Source organism: Gloeomargarita sp., from assembly GCF_053491055.1.
Map to the genome: position 1 here is coordinate 1 of NZ_JBRCEP010000091.1, position 15,123 is coordinate 15,123.

At 56.8% G+C, this 15,123-nt stretch carries 16 protein-coding genes and 1 pseudogene; 5 read left to right on the forward strand and 12 right to left on the reverse strand.

The annotated features are described in order from the left end of the window. Positions 1–109: pseudogene (locus tag ACWISF_RS10025) on the forward strand (IS630 family transposase); the annotation flags it as partial. Positions 110–358: 249 nt separating this feature from the next. Here the strand turns inward: ACWISF_RS10025 and ACWISF_RS10030 are convergent. Both ACWISF_RS10030 and ACWISF_RS10035 read right to left on the reverse strand, forming a co-directional pair. Next, positions 359–673 carry a slr1957 family protein gene (locus ACWISF_RS10030; RefSeq protein WP_448381449.1) on the reverse strand — a complete coding sequence of 105 codons (315 nt, stop codon included), beginning with the start codon at positions 671–673 and terminating at the stop codon, positions 359–361. 226 nt (positions 674–899) lie between these two features. Further along, a complete protein-coding gene (locus ACWISF_RS10035) occupies positions 900–1,574 on the reverse strand; it encodes a methyltransferase domain-containing protein (RefSeq protein WP_448381450.1) in 675 nt (224 codons plus the stop codon). Between the two features lie 105 nt (positions 1,575–1,679). Here ACWISF_RS10035 and ACWISF_RS10040 point away from each other — a divergent pair, with 105 nt between their 5' ends. Beyond that, a complete protein-coding gene (locus ACWISF_RS10040) occupies positions 1,680–4,196 on the forward strand; it encodes a sugar phosphate nucleotidyltransferase (protein WP_448381451.1) in 2,517 nt (838 codons plus the stop codon). A gap of 63 nt (positions 4,197–4,259) precedes the next feature. Here ACWISF_RS10040 and xth read toward each other — a convergent pair whose 3' ends face one another. The 4 genes from xth to psbN form a co-directional block, all read right to left on the reverse strand. Continuing rightward, entirely contained in the window at positions 4,260–5,042 is a 783-nt protein-coding gene (gene xth / locus ACWISF_RS10045; RefSeq protein ID WP_448381452.1) for an exodeoxyribonuclease III, read from the reverse strand. 317 nt (positions 5,043–5,359) lie between these two features. Next, positions 5,360–5,776, reverse strand: a complete 417-nt coding sequence (locus ACWISF_RS10050; protein ID WP_448381453.1) for a pentapeptide repeat-containing protein — start codon at positions 5,774–5,776, stop codon at positions 5,360–5,362. A 101-nt stretch (positions 5,777–5,877) separates the two neighbouring features. Next, on the reverse strand, positions 5,878–7,011 hold the full coding sequence (locus ACWISF_RS10055) for a cob(I)yrinic acid a,c-diamide adenosyltransferase (RefSeq protein ID WP_448381454.1): 1,134 nt from the start codon (positions 7,009–7,011) through the stop codon (positions 5,878–5,880). A 46-nt stretch (positions 7,012–7,057) separates the two neighbouring features. After that, complete coding sequence (psbN, locus tag ACWISF_RS10060) at positions 7,058–7,189, reverse strand: photosystem II reaction center protein PsbN (RefSeq protein ID WP_448381455.1); 132 nt, start codon at positions 7,187–7,189, stop codon at positions 7,058–7,060. A 68-nt stretch (positions 7,190–7,257) separates the two neighbouring features. On the opposite strand from psbN, the gene psbH reads away from it, so the two are divergent. The 3 genes from psbH to ACWISF_RS10075 all read left to right on the forward strand — a co-directional run bounded on the left by psbH (position 7,258) and on the right by ACWISF_RS10075 (position 10,131). Continuing rightward, positions 7,258–7,452, forward strand: a complete 195-nt coding sequence (psbH, locus tag ACWISF_RS10065; RefSeq protein ID WP_448381456.1) for a photosystem II reaction center phosphoprotein PsbH — start codon at positions 7,258–7,260, stop codon at positions 7,450–7,452. Between the two features lie 46 nt (positions 7,453–7,498). Continuing rightward, on the forward strand, positions 7,499–7,714 hold the full coding sequence (locus ACWISF_RS10070) for a TatA/E family twin arginine-targeting protein translocase (protein ID WP_448381457.1): 216 nt from the start codon (positions 7,499–7,501) through the stop codon (positions 7,712–7,714). A 374-nt stretch (positions 7,715–8,088) separates the two neighbouring features. Then, complete coding sequence (locus ACWISF_RS10075; RefSeq protein ID WP_448381458.1) at positions 8,089–10,131, forward strand: potassium channel family protein; 2,043 nt, start codon at positions 8,089–8,091, stop codon at positions 10,129–10,131. Here the strand turns inward: ACWISF_RS10075 and ACWISF_RS10080 are convergent. The 6 genes from ACWISF_RS10080 to rplU form a co-directional block, all read right to left on the reverse strand. Beyond that, positions 10,128–11,072, reverse strand: coding sequence for an ABC transporter ATP-binding protein (locus ACWISF_RS10080; protein WP_448381459.1), 945 nt, complete (start codon positions 11,070–11,072; stop codon positions 10,128–10,130). The two genes, ACWISF_RS10075 and ACWISF_RS10080, sit on opposite strands and share 4 nt — an antisense overlap. A 479-nt stretch (positions 11,073–11,551) precedes the next feature. After that, entirely contained in the window at positions 11,552–12,262 is a 711-nt protein-coding gene (locus ACWISF_RS10085) for an SDR family oxidoreductase (RefSeq protein ID WP_448381460.1), read from the reverse strand. Then, a complete protein-coding gene (locus tag ACWISF_RS10090) occupies positions 12,252–13,226 on the reverse strand; it encodes an acetyl-CoA carboxylase carboxyltransferase subunit alpha (protein ID WP_448381461.1) in 975 nt (324 codons plus the stop codon). The genes ACWISF_RS10085 and ACWISF_RS10090 overlap by 11 nt, the downstream gene beginning before the upstream one ends. Before the next feature lie 16 nt (positions 13,227–13,242). Beyond that, positions 13,243–14,451, reverse strand: a complete 1,209-nt coding sequence (locus tag ACWISF_RS10095; protein ID WP_448381462.1) for a M20 family metallopeptidase — start codon at positions 14,449–14,451, stop codon at positions 13,243–13,245. Next, positions 14,435–14,704 (reverse strand): 50S ribosomal protein L27, encoded by a 270-nt coding sequence (rpmA, locus tag ACWISF_RS10100; RefSeq protein WP_448381463.1) that lies wholly within the window; start codon positions 14,702–14,704, stop codon positions 14,435–14,437. The genes ACWISF_RS10095 and rpmA overlap by 17 nt, the downstream gene beginning before the upstream one ends. A 39-nt stretch (positions 14,705–14,743) precedes the next feature. After that, positions 14,744–15,112: a 50S ribosomal protein L21 gene (gene rplU / locus ACWISF_RS10105; protein ID WP_448381464.1), complete on the reverse strand. Its 369-nt coding sequence runs from the start codon at positions 15,110–15,112 to the stop codon at positions 14,744–14,746. Positions 15,113–15,123: the final 11 nt, after the last annotated feature.

Sequence of the window (15,123 nt, forward strand, 5' to 3'; positions counted from 1 at the left end):
AGACCTCAATGCTATTGAGCATGACTTTAGCGCATTAAAAAGATTGTGGATGTATGCTCCTCCTGGCACCACCATTGATGAAATCATTCGTAATTATTGCACAAGTTAGTGTCGCATTCTAAACCGAAATGACTATAAATAGCAATCTCAAAATCTTAAGATTCAACGCCTCTGAGAACCGTGAGGTTAAAAATCAACGTAACTCTGTTTGGGCCTTGTTGCTGTAGTTATGGGGTACAGTTCAAATGCCACCGGCCGCAGGGCAATCGTGCGCAATCTTCAGCGCCTTTTCCGACGGCGGTTAGCCACCTTTTTCTCTTTCGCCAGACCTACAAGAACGAGCGCACACCGGCAACCATCATCCATCGCCGTCCATCGCTGCCGTCAGCAGTGCGCCCAGGCTAAAGGCTCCCACCAATGGCAGCGGACAATGGCTGTACCAACTGCCCAAAAATGCCACCACCGCCGTCACTCCCAGCACAGCAAGGCCCCACCGCTCCTGGGGCGATAACCCATAGGTGGCCTTGAGTTGCCGCAGCACCTCCGGCGGAATGGGAACCGGCATGACCGCCTGCGGCGGAAAGGCCCAGTACGTGCCGCCTGCAACCACCCAGTCGGTCCAACCCTGCTCTTGACACCACCGCGCAATCCAAGCATCCGCCAATCGTTTCACGGCTGACTCTAACCCCCTAACCTCGCCCTTTCAACCTAACAAAGCCATGCCCCCCTTGTCCGGTCTTCCCCAACCACAGCAATAATTTTTATCAACCCCGGCCCAATGCTTAACGTTTTCTGTTTCATTGCCTTACAAAACTTGACAAACAGACGTCACACTTCTGTCTGGGGCATGCCCCCCAAGCCATTTCACTTCCCTAAAAAGAGCAGGTGCAACGAGAGTTTTATCTCCCAGAACCTTCTTTTTGCTTATAGGTGATCACGGCATAAAACGGGTCACCGACCGCAACACCTGCCAAGGCCAACACAGGGTTGACGGATAGATTTTTGTGGGCGATGACTTCGGGGGGGCTAAATCCAGGAACCGCTTGCACATAGCGTTTGACCAGTTGGAGGCGACCGGCTTCGGTGTTGTCGCGCCAGGCTTGAATGGCTTTTTGGTAAAACATACGGTTGGAAAAGCTGACAATCAAAATGCCGCCGGGTTTGAGAATGCGATGAATTTCCTGAAAGACGGCTTCGGGATACTGAAGATATTGGACGGAAACGGTATTTAATACGGCGTCAAAGGTGTTATCGGCTAAGGGGAGTTTTTGGTCTTGGTTGAGATTTTGGGTGAAATAACGGGTAAGTTGGGGATTGTGCGCCAGTTCTTCTGCATTCAAGCCATGCCCGACTACCTCGGCAAAGCTCATTTCGGGGGGGAGATGGGAGACCCAACTGCTCATGAGATCGAGAATGGTTCCTCCCGGCGTGAGGCGCTCCCGATACAGTTGGGTGAGTTTTGCAATAAAACCGTCGTCCACATGGGTGACAAAGCGGGGAAAACGGTAAAAAATTTCGTCGTCGCTGGCATCGAGTTTCTGCCGCTGGTGGGGAGCAAGAACCGGCGTCACCATAAATAGCCCTTTAGATAACTTTACATTTCGCAGTGTAACGCATGGCCCGCCGGTGGGGCGGTCATAATGGGTAGGGAGAATGCTGGAGGTGGATGCGGGACGACGATGCGGGCGGTGGTGTTGGCAGGAGGTGCAGGAACGCGGTTGCGGCCTTTGACCTGCGATGTGCCCAAGCCGTTGATGCCGGTGTTGAATCGTCCGATTGCCGAGCATACCCTGGCCTGGTTGCGGGGGCATGGGGTGACGGAAGTGATCATGACGCTGCACTATTTGCCGGATGCGGTGCAGGCCTATTTCCAGGATGGGCGGGAGTTTGGGGTGCAATTGTCCTATGCGGTGGAAGAGTTGCGGCCTTTGGGGACGGCCGGCTGTGTGCGTCATGTGGCGGCCTGGTTGCCGGAGACGTTTGTGGTGGTCAGTGGCGATGTGATTACGGATGTGAATTTGCAGGCGGCGATACGGTTTCACCGGGAACGGGGGGCGAAGGTGACGGTGATTTTGACCCAGGTGCCGGACCCGGCGGAGTTTGGGGTGGTGATCACCGATGAGGCGGGGCGGATTCTGCGGCTGTTGGAAAAGCCCACGCCGGGGGAGGTGTTTTCGGATCGGGTGAATATGGGGGCTTATGTGGTGGAGCCGGAGGTTTTGGCCTATCTCCCGGCGGCGGAACCGGCGGATTTTGCCCGGGATTTGTTGCCCCGGTTGTTGGCGGCGGGGGAGCCGGTGTATGGCTTTTTGGCGACGGGGTACTGGTGTGATGTGGGCAATTTGGAACGGTATCGCCAGGTGCAGTGGGATGCGTTGACGGGGCGGGTGCGGTTGGCTTCCCCCTATCGGCAGGTGCAAGCGGGGGTGTGGCTGGGGGAACAGGTACGGCTGGACCCGTCGGTGGTCTGGGAACCGCCGGTGTTGATCGGCCATCACTGCCGGATTGGGCCGGGGGTGCGTTTGGGGGCGGGCACGGTGATTGGGGATTATGTGACGGTGGGGGCGCAGGCGGATTTGAAACGCCCGGTGGTGTTCAACGGGGTGATGGTGGGGGAGGAAAGCCATCTGCGCGGCTGTGTGGTGGGGCGGGGCAGTCGCCTCGGTCGGCGGGTGCAAATTTTCGAGGGGGCGGTGCTGGGGCATTTGTGCACGGTGGAGGAGGAGGCGCAGGTGCAGGGGGGCTGTCGCATTTGGCCGGGGAAATATATTGAACCGGGGGCGACGGTGACCACCAATCTGATTTGGGGAACGGGGGCGCGGCGGCACTTGTTTGGGGCGCGGGGGGTGGCGGGGCTGGCGAATGTGGACATTACCCCAGAATTGGCGATGCGGCTGGGGGCGGCTTTTGGGTCCTGTTTACCGCCGGGGGCGCAGGTGCAGGTTTCCAGGGACCAGCGCAAAGTCTCCCGCATGATTTCCCGGTCGGTCATTGCCGGGCTGATGTCGGTGGGGGTGCAGGTTCACAATTTGGAGGCGCGGGCCATTCCCATCAGTCGGCTGGTGGCGCGGGTGTTGGGGGTCGATGGCGGCGTACATGTGCGGCTTGACCCGGATCGGGCAGGCCATGTGTTGATTGAATTTTTGGACGCCCAAGGGATTAACATTCCGTCCACCTTGGAGAAAAAAATCGAAGCGACCCTGGTGCGGGAGGAATTTCGGCGGGCGGCCTTGGCCGATATCGGCGATATGACCGTGCCGGGGCGGGTGACGGAAATTTATCGGGAGGCGTTTCAGCAGCAGTTGCAGGTCGAGGCCATCCGCCAGTCCCATGCCAAGGTGGTGGTGGACTACGCCTACGGGGTGTCGGGGGCCGTGTTGCCGGAGTTGTTGGTGGAATACGGCTGTGAACCGCTGGTGTTGAATGCCAGTTTGCGGCAAACCCCCCTCAGCCCGGAAGAAAAAGAACATTTGTTGCGACAACTGGGGCGGGTTGTCGAGGCAGTGCGGGCGCATCTGGGGGTGCAGGTGGATGCCAACGGGGAACGGTTGGTCCTGGTGGATGAAACCGGGACGGCAATCAAAGGTTCGCTGCTGACGGCGGTGGTGATGGAACTCATCTTGGCAGGGCAACCCCGGGGCACGGTGGCCGTACCCGTAACCGCCAGCAGTTTGGTCGATCAAGTCGCCCGTTACCACGAAGGGCGGGTGCTCCGTACCAAAGCCAATGCCACGGCCCTCATGCGGATTGCACAGGAACAACCCCAGATTTTGTGCGCCGGCAGTGGGGAATTGGGCTTTATTTTTCCCCAACTGCACCCCGGTTTTGATGCCATGTTTACAACGGCCAAAATTTTGGAACTGTTAACGGTGCAGGAACGTTCCCTGGCACAAATTCGCACCCATTTACCGCGTGTCGCCTGGAAAAATCAGGTCATCCATTGTCCCTGGCGGCTCAAGGGCGCGTGGATGCGGCATTTGGTCGAAACCCATCCCCCGCAGACCCTAGATTTGACCGATGGGGTGCGCCTGTTTCCCGAAGGCTACGACCCGGACCATTGGGTATTGTTTTTGCCGGATGCAACCGAACCCCTGATCCACATGGTGGTCAACGGTTTGGAACGGGAATGGGTCAATCACTGGGCAAGCGAATACCGCCAACGCCTGGAACAGTTTATGCAACATGCAGAGCGCTGAACGCCCCCCTGTTGCAAGCGCTAAGCCATACCGGCGATTGCTTTACCGGCAGAGTAGATTTCTCTATCTAAGTTCGAGAACGACAGGGGCATGGTCGCTCGGTTGCGGCCAAGTGCGCGGTTCCCGGTCAATCCAGCAATGTTTGGCCGCGGACTGCAAGTTGGAACTCACGAGAATATGGTCAATCCGCCAACCCTGGTTGCGCCGAAATGCACCTGCCCGGTAATCCCACCAGGTAAACTGCCCTCCCGTCTGGGAAAAGAGCCGGAAACTGTCACAAAAACTCAGGCTTAAAACATCAGCAAATGCCTGACGTTCTGGGGGAGAAGCCATAATGTGTTCACTTTTGCCCTGGGGGTCATAAATATCTAAATCGGTCGGGGCAATGTTCCAGTCCCCACACACACACACGGGCAATGACGCCTGGGAAAAGTGACCTAAATACCGATATAGCGCCCGTAACCAACGGAGTTTATATTCATATTTTTCACTGCCTACACTTTGACCGTTGGGAACATAAACATTCACAATGTGTAACCCCTGCACTTGGATATGGAGTAACCGTTTTTGTTCATCTAAATCACCCGTCGCTTCCACCCCCAAAACAGGCGCAAAACCAATCGCGGTCAGTTGAGGTGGAATCTTGCTGAGAATGGCAACGCCGTTGTAGGATTTTTGCCCGGCAATGGTGCAGGTATAGCCCGGAAAACTGGCGTGGGGAAATTGCTCATCCACCACTTTGGTTTCCTGCAAACATAAAATGTCCACCGGATTTTTGCTGAGCCACTCTTGAATATGCGCTAAACGGCTGCGAATGGAATTGACATTCCAGGTGGCAATGCGCATTGTCGCTGGGTCACAAAACCAGTTGTAGTATAGCACTTGGTTCCAGTGCCTTCCCCCCAATCATCCGGTCATCACCATCTCTTAGCAATCACAGATTGGCCACCCAAACAAATGAGCTTGCACCTGTAGCAAGGGACCCCGAACCTTCTAGCCGTACCAGGAACAAGATAGTAAAGCCTGTCATTTCTTAGCTTTCTTAATTTTGTTATTAAATTTTGTTATTAATTTAATTTTTTGCTTAATTAAGCCCACGCCGTCACCGACAAAACAGGGAGGTTGTCCCACCGACAACCCCCCGCATGCAAAACATGAATCCCCTAACGAGACACCGGCAGGTTCCTCAGCGTGGACTTCCCACCAAATTGGCCGGGGTTGCGCCGTTCTAAATCCGTTCCCCGCAGGTTGGCCCCTTCCAAATTGGCTCCCCGCAGGTCGGCATCATCCAACTTGGCATAGCTGAGGTTTGCCCCCCGCAAATTCGCATGGCGCAAATCCGTATTACTTAAATCGGCGCCCATTAAGTCCGCCCCTTGCAGATTCGCCCGCGTCAAATCCGCCCCGCGCAAATTGGCATTGCTCAGCTTCGCCCCCCGCAGGTCCGCCCCGCGCAGGTCACAGTTGGCGCAGGCTTTGGTATTCAACAACTGCCGCACCTGGGACGCATTTTCTGCCACCGCCGGCAACGCCACCAGCCCCGTCGCCGCCACCGCGACGCAAAGATTGAGGAACTTCATTGCACTACTCCCAAAACACTACCCAAGCCATCGCCCCTATTATGGCAAAGGTTGCTCTTGGTGGCTGTGATCTCCGTCGCTTTTTAATTTTTAACTTTTAATTAATAATCAACGCCCCGTTTCAAATCCACTCCCCGCTCCGCGTAGTGCTTGTGGTTGACCATCTCGGAGTGGATGCTGGCCAGGTCAAAATAGCGGGGCAATTGCCGACACCGCCCGGTAATAATCACCTCCGTATGTTGGGGTTTGCGCAAGAGGGTCTGAATGATCGGGTCCTGGGGCAACAATTCCAAATCCACCGTGGGATTCAGTTCATCCAAAATAATCGTTTTGTACAGCCCGGAGAGGATGGCTGCCTGGGCAATTTCCCAACCCCGTTCCGCCTCCACGTAGTCCAATTCCTGCCGGTCATGCCACCAGACAATCGCATCCCGGCCACAGCGCTGATGGTCCACCAAATTGGGATAACTATGCTGCAAGGCTTGAATGGCCGCATCCTCTGTGTAGCCGGAACCCCCTTTTAACCACTGCAAAATCAACACCCGATGGGACAAGTCCAAGCGAATCCCCCGCCCAATCGCCTGCAACGCCTTGCCCAGGGCGCTGGTGGATTTGCCTTTACCCGCCCCTGTATAGATTTCAATCCCCGTAATCCCGTACTTTTGAGCCGTGGGATGGTGGTGGGGACGCATTTCCGAATGCAAATCCGCAATTTCAATCAATTCCTTGGGCGCCGCCCTTCCTGTAGCAATAATCTCTAGAGATTCCGGTTTTTCCTGCAAAACCTTGACCACCTCCTGCACCGGCAACAGCCCCAAATCCAGTACCGGATTGATTTCATCCAGCACAATGACCGAGTAGAGTTCCGACAAAATGGCACCCTTGGCAATGTGCCAACCCCGTTCCGCCTCCAAACGGTCGTAGGCCGTGATTTCGTCTGGGCCAAAAAACTCTGCCCGCCCGGTGCGTACCTGGTCAATTAAATGGGGAAACGCCTGCTCGAGGGCTTCAATCGCCCCATCCTCGTCATACACCCGCCCCGGCCCTTTGAGAAACCGCAACAACAACACCCGGTTCTGCTTGCCGGTATTGATGCCCAGCCCAATCGAGCGCAACACCACCCCCAAAGCCGCCTGGGATTTCCCCTTGCCCAACCCGTCGTACACATGGATTTGCCCGACCGGACGCTCCTGCCGCCGTTGCGCCGTGACGATGCCCATGCCTGTCCGTCCCATAGCCGCACATCCCCCCCCTAGGGTGATTGTAGGCGATCCCCGCAACCTAATCCTCGTGGTCCTCAAACGGGTCATCCAAAAGGCGCGACGGTGGCCCAAACGCCATATAAATGGCATAGCCCGTCAGCGCCAAAACGAGGGCGGTTAAGGAAATGATAAAAACTGTTGCAGATTCCATCCGGGGAACCTTACGGCGGTGATGGTACACTTATAATGTTACAGGAAGTTAATGGCAACGGGTGACCTATGGCGATGCGAACTTGGTTGGGGGACTTGCTGCGCCCTCTGAATTCCGAATACGGCAAGGTGGCGCCAGGCTGGGGGACGACCCCGCTGATGGCGGTGTTTATGCTGTTGTTTTTCTTGTTTTTGCTCATCATCCTCCAGATTTACAATTCTTCCATCCTTTTAGAAAGTTTCACGGTGGATTGGCGGGGGTAACGGGATAGGGGGGTTGACCGCTGACCCCCGTTAGGAGGCAGGAACCATGAATCTTTTTGGCATGGGGCTACCGGAATTGGGGGTGATTGCGGTAGTGGCGCTGTTGATTTTTGGCCCCCGCAAGCTCCCGGAAATTGGCCGCAGTTTGGGGAAAACGGTCAAAAGTTTTCAGCAGGCGGCGCGCGAATTTGAGGAGGAGTTTAAGCGGGAAGCCAACGCCCTGGAAACGGCACCCCCGGAGGAACTGCCGGAGAAACGCTAGGTTGGGTCGGCAGACTGCTGGCGGGCAGACGTTGCTCCCCGACGAGGGGGTGGCACTATCTTTGTAATGCTCAAGCAATGGCGATAGGGATGCTCCGTCAGGTCGGTGGCTTTGCTGTTTTCGGGAGAAGCATCAGGGGTAAATGATGGTGGATGAACCATTGCGCAAATACGTGTAAGAGGGGGCTTGGCGCGAATGAACAACCGAGAACTTAAAGCGCCTAGCGTCGGGAATGGCATCTATTCCTTGGGGAAGGCACGGCGCTAGTTGTCATAAAACTGTAATAATAAACAATTACTTGGATAGCACTACCCACTGCGGGCTGACAGGGTTACACTGGAGCTAGGGGGACAGGGCTTCTGCCTGGATGAGCGATGACGGTTTCCCGGATTGTGTTTAACCCGGAAACACCCACCGCTACTGACCTGTGTATTGTCTGTGGGTTGGGGAGTCTGGGGCAGTATTGTGTGGTTAATTTGAAGGATTTTGGTATTCGGGTAAGGGGAATTGACCTGCAGCACCCCAAGCATTGGGAAGTAGGGCAGTTGGATAGTTTGTTGGATGAATTGATTGAGGATGATGCCCGCAAGACGGAGGTGTTGCAACGGGCGGGGGTGGCCCAGGCGCGGGCGGTGTTGGCGGTGACGGAAAATGAGCGGGTGAATATCCAAATTGCTTTGGCCGCCCGGTTGCTCAACCCCCAGGTGCGGTTGGTGGTGCGTTCGGCCAAGCAAAATTTGACGGAATTGTTGGGGCGAGAATTGCACAATTTTGTGGCCTATGAACCGACGCAACTTTCTTCTGTGCCGTTTACCTTGGCGGCCTTGGGGGAAGAAATTATTGGGTTTTTTCGGGTAGAAGAACATCTTTTTCAGGTGCATCGGCGTGTGGTTTCGCCGCAGGACCCCTGGGCCAATTCCCGCCGGTTGCATGAACTCTACAGCCGCAGTCGCAAGGTGTTGGCTTACCAGTCCACCACCCGCCCCTTTAGCGCCGAGGAACTGTATCTTTTTCGCTGGGACCCGGAAATTCTCGCCTATCCGGGCGATACGCTGGTGACGGTGGAATTGCAGTCTTCTAGCACCTTCCAGCCGGTGGTGACGCCTGTGGCTGTGACGCCCAAGCGGCAGGGGTGGGAATGGCATCGATGGTTGCGTTGGGGGCACTGGCGGGAACGGCTTGCCGCCTGGTGGGAAAAAGGGGGAACCCATCGGGTGGCGGTGGTGGTAGCGGGGTTGATGGTGTTTCTGCTGGGGCTTGGCACTTTGTTGTACGACCTGTATTACCCGGAATTGCGCTTCCCGGACACCTTTTACACGACGATGATTTTGCTTTTGGGGGGCTATGGGGATGTGTTTGGCGGGTTGGAGCGGTTTGAATTGCCCGTGCCCTGGTGGTTGCGGCTGTTGAGTTTGGGGTTGACCTTGACGGGGATTGCCTTTACCGGGGTGATTTATGCTTTGTTGACGGAAAAGTTGCTGGCGACCCAGTTTGAATTTCTGCAACGTCGTCCGCCGGTGCCTGCCCAGGGCCATGTGGTGCTGGTGGGGTTGGGCCGGGTGGGGCGTCAAATTGCCAATTTGTTGCAAGAGTTTCGCCAGCCTCTGGCGGTGATTACCTCTTTGGAAGTTGGCAATGATGTGTTGCCCCAGGTGCCGATTTTGAGTGGGACGACGGCGGCGCTGTTGCCCAAGGTGAATTTGGAAACGGCCAAAAGTATTGTCACGGTCACGGATGATGAGTTGGAAAATTTGGAAATTGCCCTGATGACGCGGGGCGTCAATCCCCAAAGCCATGTGGTGATTCGCACCTTTGACCCCACCTTTAGCGAGCATGTGCGCCGGTTATTTCCTTTTGCCCAAGTGTTATGTGCCAATGAAATTGCTGCGGAAGCCTTTGCCGCTGCTGCTTTTGGGGAAAACATTTTGGGGGTGTTTCGCTTGGACGGGCGCACGATCCTGGTGGTGGAGTACGTGGTTGAGGCGGGGGACACGCTCAACGGCTTAATTTTGGCGCAGGTGAGCTACGGCTACGGGGTGGTACCGGTGTATTACTATTCCGCCGCCGAGCAGACGAGCAAAACCATGCCCTCGGACGATTTGCGCTTGCATCCGGGGGATAAGTTGGTGGTGTTGGCGACCAGTCGGGCCTTGCAACGGGTGGAACTGGGGGAACGGTTACCGCCCCGCTACCAGGTGCAGGTGCAAAAAGCGCTCAACAAAGAGGCCCTCTTCTATGGCGGGAATGTGATTGCCCAGGTGACGGGGTTGGATTTGAAACTCTGCCGCCAACTGATGGAAAACTTGCCCAGCACCCTGCCGGAACCGATTTACCGGCATCAGGCACAACGGTTGGTGCGGGAATTGGCCAAAGTACAAGTGACCAGCCGGTTGATTCCCCCCCGCCCGGCCAATTAAACGCTTTGGGTGTAACCGCGCTGCCGCAGTTGTTGCACGAAAAATTCTTCCAGGGATTGGCGTGCCAAGCTGAGATGGAGCAATTCGGCGCCGCTTTCGGCCAAATGCTGGACAAATTCCGGCAAACTGACCCGCAATTGCCCCTGCCAAAATCCCCCCTGATATTCCAGGGGATCGACCCACTGGGCGAGGGTCTCTGCCGTGCCGCCCCGTCCCTGCACCTGATAGGTTTGCCCCAGACCCAACAACTCATCCAACGTGCCCACCGCCAGCAATTCTCCCCGCGCCAGGATCGCCACCCGGTCGCAGAGGTGTTCCACGTCTGAGAGAATGTGACTGTTAAAAAAAATAGTTTTTCCTTGGGCTTTCAACTGCAAAATAATTTCCCGCACTTGATAGCGTCCCAGGGGGTCGAGTCCCGACATGGGTTCATCGAGCAGGACTAAATCCGGGTCGTTGACCAAAGCCTGGGCCAGCCCAATCCGCTGGAGCATCCCTTTGGAGTAGCGGCGCAAAGTTTTTTTACGGGCAGCCTGTTGCGCCAATCCCACTAACTCTAGGAGTTGGGGCAAGCGCTGCTTTTGCACAGAACGCGGGATTTGATGCAGGGTAGCCATCAATTCCAAACATTCCCAACCTGTGAGCGATTCATATAAATAGGGATTTTCCGGTAGATAACCAATGCGGGCTTTGACCAAGCGGTCGCCAAGTGGTCGCCCCAACACCAATCCCCCACCCGCCGTTGGCCGAATAATCCCCAACACTAATTTCATAAACGTCGTTTTGCCGGCGCCATTGGGGCCAAGTAACCCAAAGGTTTCCCCGCCATAAACGTTCAAAGAAACTTGGTTTAAGGAAGTAATTTTTTGCCGCAACCAAAAGCCGGTGCGGTAGGTCTTGGTCAGGTTTTCCGTTTGGAGCGCCAGACTCGCAGGTGCCATCGGCAAACAAATACAGGGTGCAAGGGATCACAGGGATTACGATAGACGAAGGCGGTGGCGTTTGGCAAAGGGGAAAAGCTATGTTTTGACTGGTGAGGCGATAGAGGTGCGTACCGGCGTTGCATCACTCACAACCAAAGATTCTCGCTCCGAGTAGTCAATGCACCCCTTGCATATCCATGAATGCAAATAGCTAATCATACAAATACAAAGGTTGACATGACATAGGTCGCTGGGCGTAACCCCACAATGGCGTAGCCGTGAATCTTCAGGCGACAACCTTAACCTCTAGCTATAGCATGTGCGGTATGGTTCTGGGAGATAAGACCAGGGCGCACCAGATGCAAGCAACTGTTTACAGCTCGTTTCTTACGATTTTCTGTCTATGAAAAGGCTTAACCTCCGCCGCCGCTTGTTTTTATCTTAGTGCTAATACACATTGAACGGGATTGAAACAGGCGGATTCAACGATCACCAAATTACAGCACGCCCGCCTGGGGCATCAGGGTCAGGGTTTCAATGCTGGCCTCTGCAGGCAGTTCGATCACCTGCCGAATGGCCTGCGCCACCGTCTGCGCCGACATCATCCCGGACCGGTCAAAGTTCACCGGCAAGCCATCCCAGATTGGCGTGTCCACCGCCCCCGGACACAGGGCACACACCCGAATCCCATAGGGACGTTCCTCCTGGGCTAGGGTGTGGGACAAAGCCAGCAAACCGTACTTACTCACGCAGTACGCTCCCCACTGGGGAAATACCTGTTGACCGGCAATGGATACCACGTTGATAATCGTGCCTTTTTGGGCAGCGCGCATGGTGGGCAAAATCCCTTGGATGCACTGGAAGGCTGCTGTGAGGTTCACCGCCAAAATCCGCTGCCATTCGGCAAGGGGGGTGTCGGCCAGGTTGGCCAAATGGGCAACTCCGGCATTGTTCACCAGCACCTCGCAGCCCCCCAACTCCTGGGTAATCCGCTGCATCAGGGGCACCAACGCCGTCACCTCGCTCATGTCCTGGGGATACACATACGCCCGTTGTCCCAAGGCTTGAATTTCTGCAGCCAGGGCGTGCAACTCCTGTGCCGAGCGGGCAAGCAACGCCACATCCCAACCATGCCTGGCCAATTCCAAAGCGGTGGCTCGCCCAATCCCCCGCGACGCCCCCGTAATCACCGCACGTTTAGCCGCCATCGGCAAAGACCCCCATGCGCCGGAACTTTTCGTAACGCTGGCGGATTAGGGTCGCCCCGTCCAATTCCCGCAGCCGCGCCAGATTGTCAAGCAGAGCCTGCTTGAGGGTTTCGGTCGCCTGCACCGGGTCGGCATGGGCCGCCCCCAAAGGTTCGGGCAAGATTTGGTCAATCACCCCCAACTCCAACAAATCGGGAGCCGTCAGTTTCAAAGCCTGCGCCGCTTTGCCCGCCTGAGTGCTGTCTTTCCACAAAATCGCCGCACAGCCTTCGGGGGAAATCACCGAATAAATGGCGTGTTCAAACATTAAAATCCGGTCGCCGACGCCGATGCCCAGGGCGCCCCCGGAACCCCCCTCGCCAATCACTACGCAGATAATCGGCACGGCCAGGGTGAACATGGCCTGCAAATTCACCGCAATCGCTTCCCCTTGCCCTAGGCGTTCGGCTTCCACCCCCGGATAGGCCCCCGGCGTATCAATCAGGGTAATAATCGGCAACCCGAAGCGGTGGGCATGTTGCATCAACCGCAGGGCTTTGCGGTAGCCCCCTGGGGAGGCCATGCCAAAATTACGGGCCACATTTTCCTTGGTGTCTCGCCCCTTTTGATGCCCCAAAATCATCACCGGCTGTCCCCCCAGGCGGGCCAAGCCCCCCACCAACGCCGGGTCATCGCTGCCGCATCGGTCGCCGTGCAGTTCCAGCCATTCATCGGTCATGGCCTGGATGTAGTCCAAGGTGGTGGGACGCCGCGGATGGCGCGCCACTTTCACCCGTTGCTCCGGCGTTAGACGGCTAAAAATTTCCTGGCGCAACTGGCGGTAATTATTCACCAATTGATTGACCCGGTCGGACACATCCACCCCGCTTTCTTGCGCCATTTGTTCAATCTGGCGAATCCGCTGTTCCATTTCCACCAGTGGGCGTTCAAAGTCCAAAATGACGGCTTTTCGTTCCGAGGTCATAGGGTGAAGGCAAACGCTAGGATGATTGTGCCATTTTTTGTTGCCAAAAATTCCAGACCGTTGTTGCCATGGTCACGACGCCGGTGAGAATGGCCGTTTCATCCACCGTGAATTTGGGATGGTGCAGGCTGTAGTAGGGCTGCCCCGGCATCGCCGTCCCCAGGCGGAACATCGTCCCCGGCACCTGCTCTAGATACAGGGAAAAGTCCTCTGCGCCCAAGGAGGGTTCGGTAAGCATCTGCACCCGTTCTGCCCCCCAGACCGCCCGGGCCGACTGCTCCACCAACTGGGTCAACTGCGGGTCGTTGTACACCCCCGGCACACCGGTTTTGTACTGCAAGGCATAACGGGCGCGGTACATCGCGCAGGTATGCTGCACAATCCCCTCAATCCACTGGGGCAATTGGGCGCGGGTTTCCGGGTGGAGCGACCGCACGGTTCCCCACAGCCGCACCTGGTCGGCAATCACATTCGGCGCCCGTCCCCCCTGAATTTTGCCAATGGTGAGCACCACCGGGCGCAAGGGATTCTGGGTGCGGCTGATGGCCTGCTGCAAATTGGCAATCACCTGGGCGGCAATCCACACCGCATCAATCGCCTCGTGGGGACGCGCCCCATGCCCCGATTCCCCCAAAATGGTCAGGTCTAGTTCATCGGCGGCGGCGGTCAAGGCCCCGTAGCGAATGCCAATCGTGCCCCCCGGCAAGGCAGGCCAAACATGGACCCCCAGCACCGCCACCACCTGCTCCAACGCCCCATCCTCGATCATCCAGCGGGCCCCCTGGGCCGTTTCTTCCGCCGGTTGGAATAAAAACCGCACCCGCCCCGGCAACGACTCCGGTAGGGCTGCCAAGACCATCGCCGTCCCCAGGGCAATGGTGGTGTGGACATCGTGGCCGCAGGCGTGCATCACCCCCGGAATGCGGGAACGGTATTCCACCTCGGCGGCCTCCTGAATCGGCAGGGCATCCAAATCCGCCCGCACGGCCAAAAAGGGAGTATCTGCCGTGCCCCAATCCGCCACCACCCCCGTTTTGCCCACCGCTTCCCGCACCGTTAACCCACAGGAAGACAAAACCCCGGCCACATAGGCCGATGTCTGCCACTCCTGACCGCTCAATTCCGGGAAGGCGTGAATATGGCGACGAATCTCAATCAACCGGGGCGCCAAGGTGGTGGCGATGCCCCGGATGGTTTCGGCAACCGATTCAAGCGGCGGACTCACCGATGGGATAGACGCTGACTTTTTGGCGGGTTTTCCCCTTGCGTTCAAAGCGTACCACCCCATCCACCAGGGCAAACAGGGTGTAGTCTTTGCCTAAACCCACATTCACCCCCGGATGGAACTTCGTACCCCGCTGCCGCACCAAGATGTTGCCTGCCCGTACCACCTGGCCGCCGTAGCGTTTGACCCCCAGGCGCTGGGCATTGGAATCCCGACCGTTGCGGGTACTCCCACTTCCTTTTTTGTGTGCCATCGTTACACCTCTCCTACGCCCACGCTAAGCCCTAAACCTCTAGGCCGCCACTGCCTCCTCGCGCGCCGGCGCGGTAAATTCCTGGTCGCCGACAATGATTTTTTCCACCATCACCCGTGTCAATTCCTGGCGATGCCCGGTTTTTTTGCGGGTTTTTTTCTTGGGGCGCATTTTGTAAACGATGATTTTGGGCCCCCGCCGCGCGGCCAACACCCTTCCTTCAATGCGGGCCTCTGGCACCGTAGGCCGCCCGATGCGCACCTGCCCGCCGCAATGTACCAACAACACCTGCTCCCAGGTGACCGTCGCCCCCGCTTCTAACCCCAGGGAATTCACGTCGTAAAACCGCCCCGGTTCGACCCAAAACTGTTTGCCGCCGACGGCCACAATGGCATAGTTGGTGTCCATTTCTGCACGAA

Excerpts from the sequence above, each read along its gene's own strand:
- ACWISF_RS10035 (WP_448381450.1), bottom strand. The coding sequence starts at position 1,574 with ATGGTGACGCCGGTTCTTGCTCCCCACCAGCGGCAGAAACTCGATGCC.
- ACWISF_RS10040 (WP_448381451.1), top strand. The coding sequence starts at position 1,680 with ATGCGGGCGGTGGTGTTGGCAGGAGGTGCAGGAACGCGGTTGCGGCCT.
- xth (WP_448381452.1), bottom strand. The coding sequence starts at position 5,042 with ATGCGCATTGCCACCTGGAATGTCAATTCCATTCGCAGCCGTTTAGCG.
- ACWISF_RS10050 (WP_448381453.1), bottom strand. The coding sequence starts at position 5,776 with ATGAAGTTCCTCAATCTTTGCGTCGCGGTGGCGGCGACGGGGCTGGTG.
- ACWISF_RS10055 (WP_448381454.1), bottom strand. The coding sequence starts at position 7,011 with ATGGGACGGACAGGCATGGGCATCGTCACGGCGCAACGGCGGCAGGAG.
- psbN (WP_448381455.1), bottom strand. The coding sequence starts at position 7,189 with ATGGAATCTGCAACAGTTTTTATCATTTCCTTAACCGCCCTCGTTTTG.
- psbH (WP_448381456.1), top strand. The coding sequence starts at position 7,258 with ATGGCGATGCGAACTTGGTTGGGGGACTTGCTGCGCCCTCTGAATTCC.
- ACWISF_RS10070 (WP_448381457.1), top strand. The coding sequence starts at position 7,499 with ATGAATCTTTTTGGCATGGGGCTACCGGAATTGGGGGTGATTGCGGTA.
- ACWISF_RS10075 (WP_448381458.1), top strand. The coding sequence starts at position 8,089 with ATGACGGTTTCCCGGATTGTGTTTAACCCGGAAACACCCACCGCTACT.
- ACWISF_RS10080 (WP_448381459.1), bottom strand. The coding sequence starts at position 11,072 with ATGGCACCTGCGAGTCTGGCGCTCCAAACGGAAAACCTGACCAAGACC.
- ACWISF_RS10085 (WP_448381460.1), bottom strand. The coding sequence starts at position 12,262 with ATGGCGGCTAAACGTGCGGTGATTACGGGGGCGTCGCGGGGGATTGGG.
- ACWISF_RS10090 (WP_448381461.1), bottom strand. The coding sequence starts at position 13,226 with ATGACCTCGGAACGAAAAGCCGTCATTTTGGACTTTGAACGCCCACTG.
- rpmA (WP_448381463.1), bottom strand. The coding sequence starts at position 14,704 with ATGGCACACAAAAAAGGAAGTGGGAGTACCCGCAACGGTCGGGATTCC.
- rplU (WP_448381464.1), bottom strand. The coding sequence starts at position 15,112 with ATGGACACCAACTATGCCATTGTGGCCGTCGGCGGCAAACAGTTTTGG.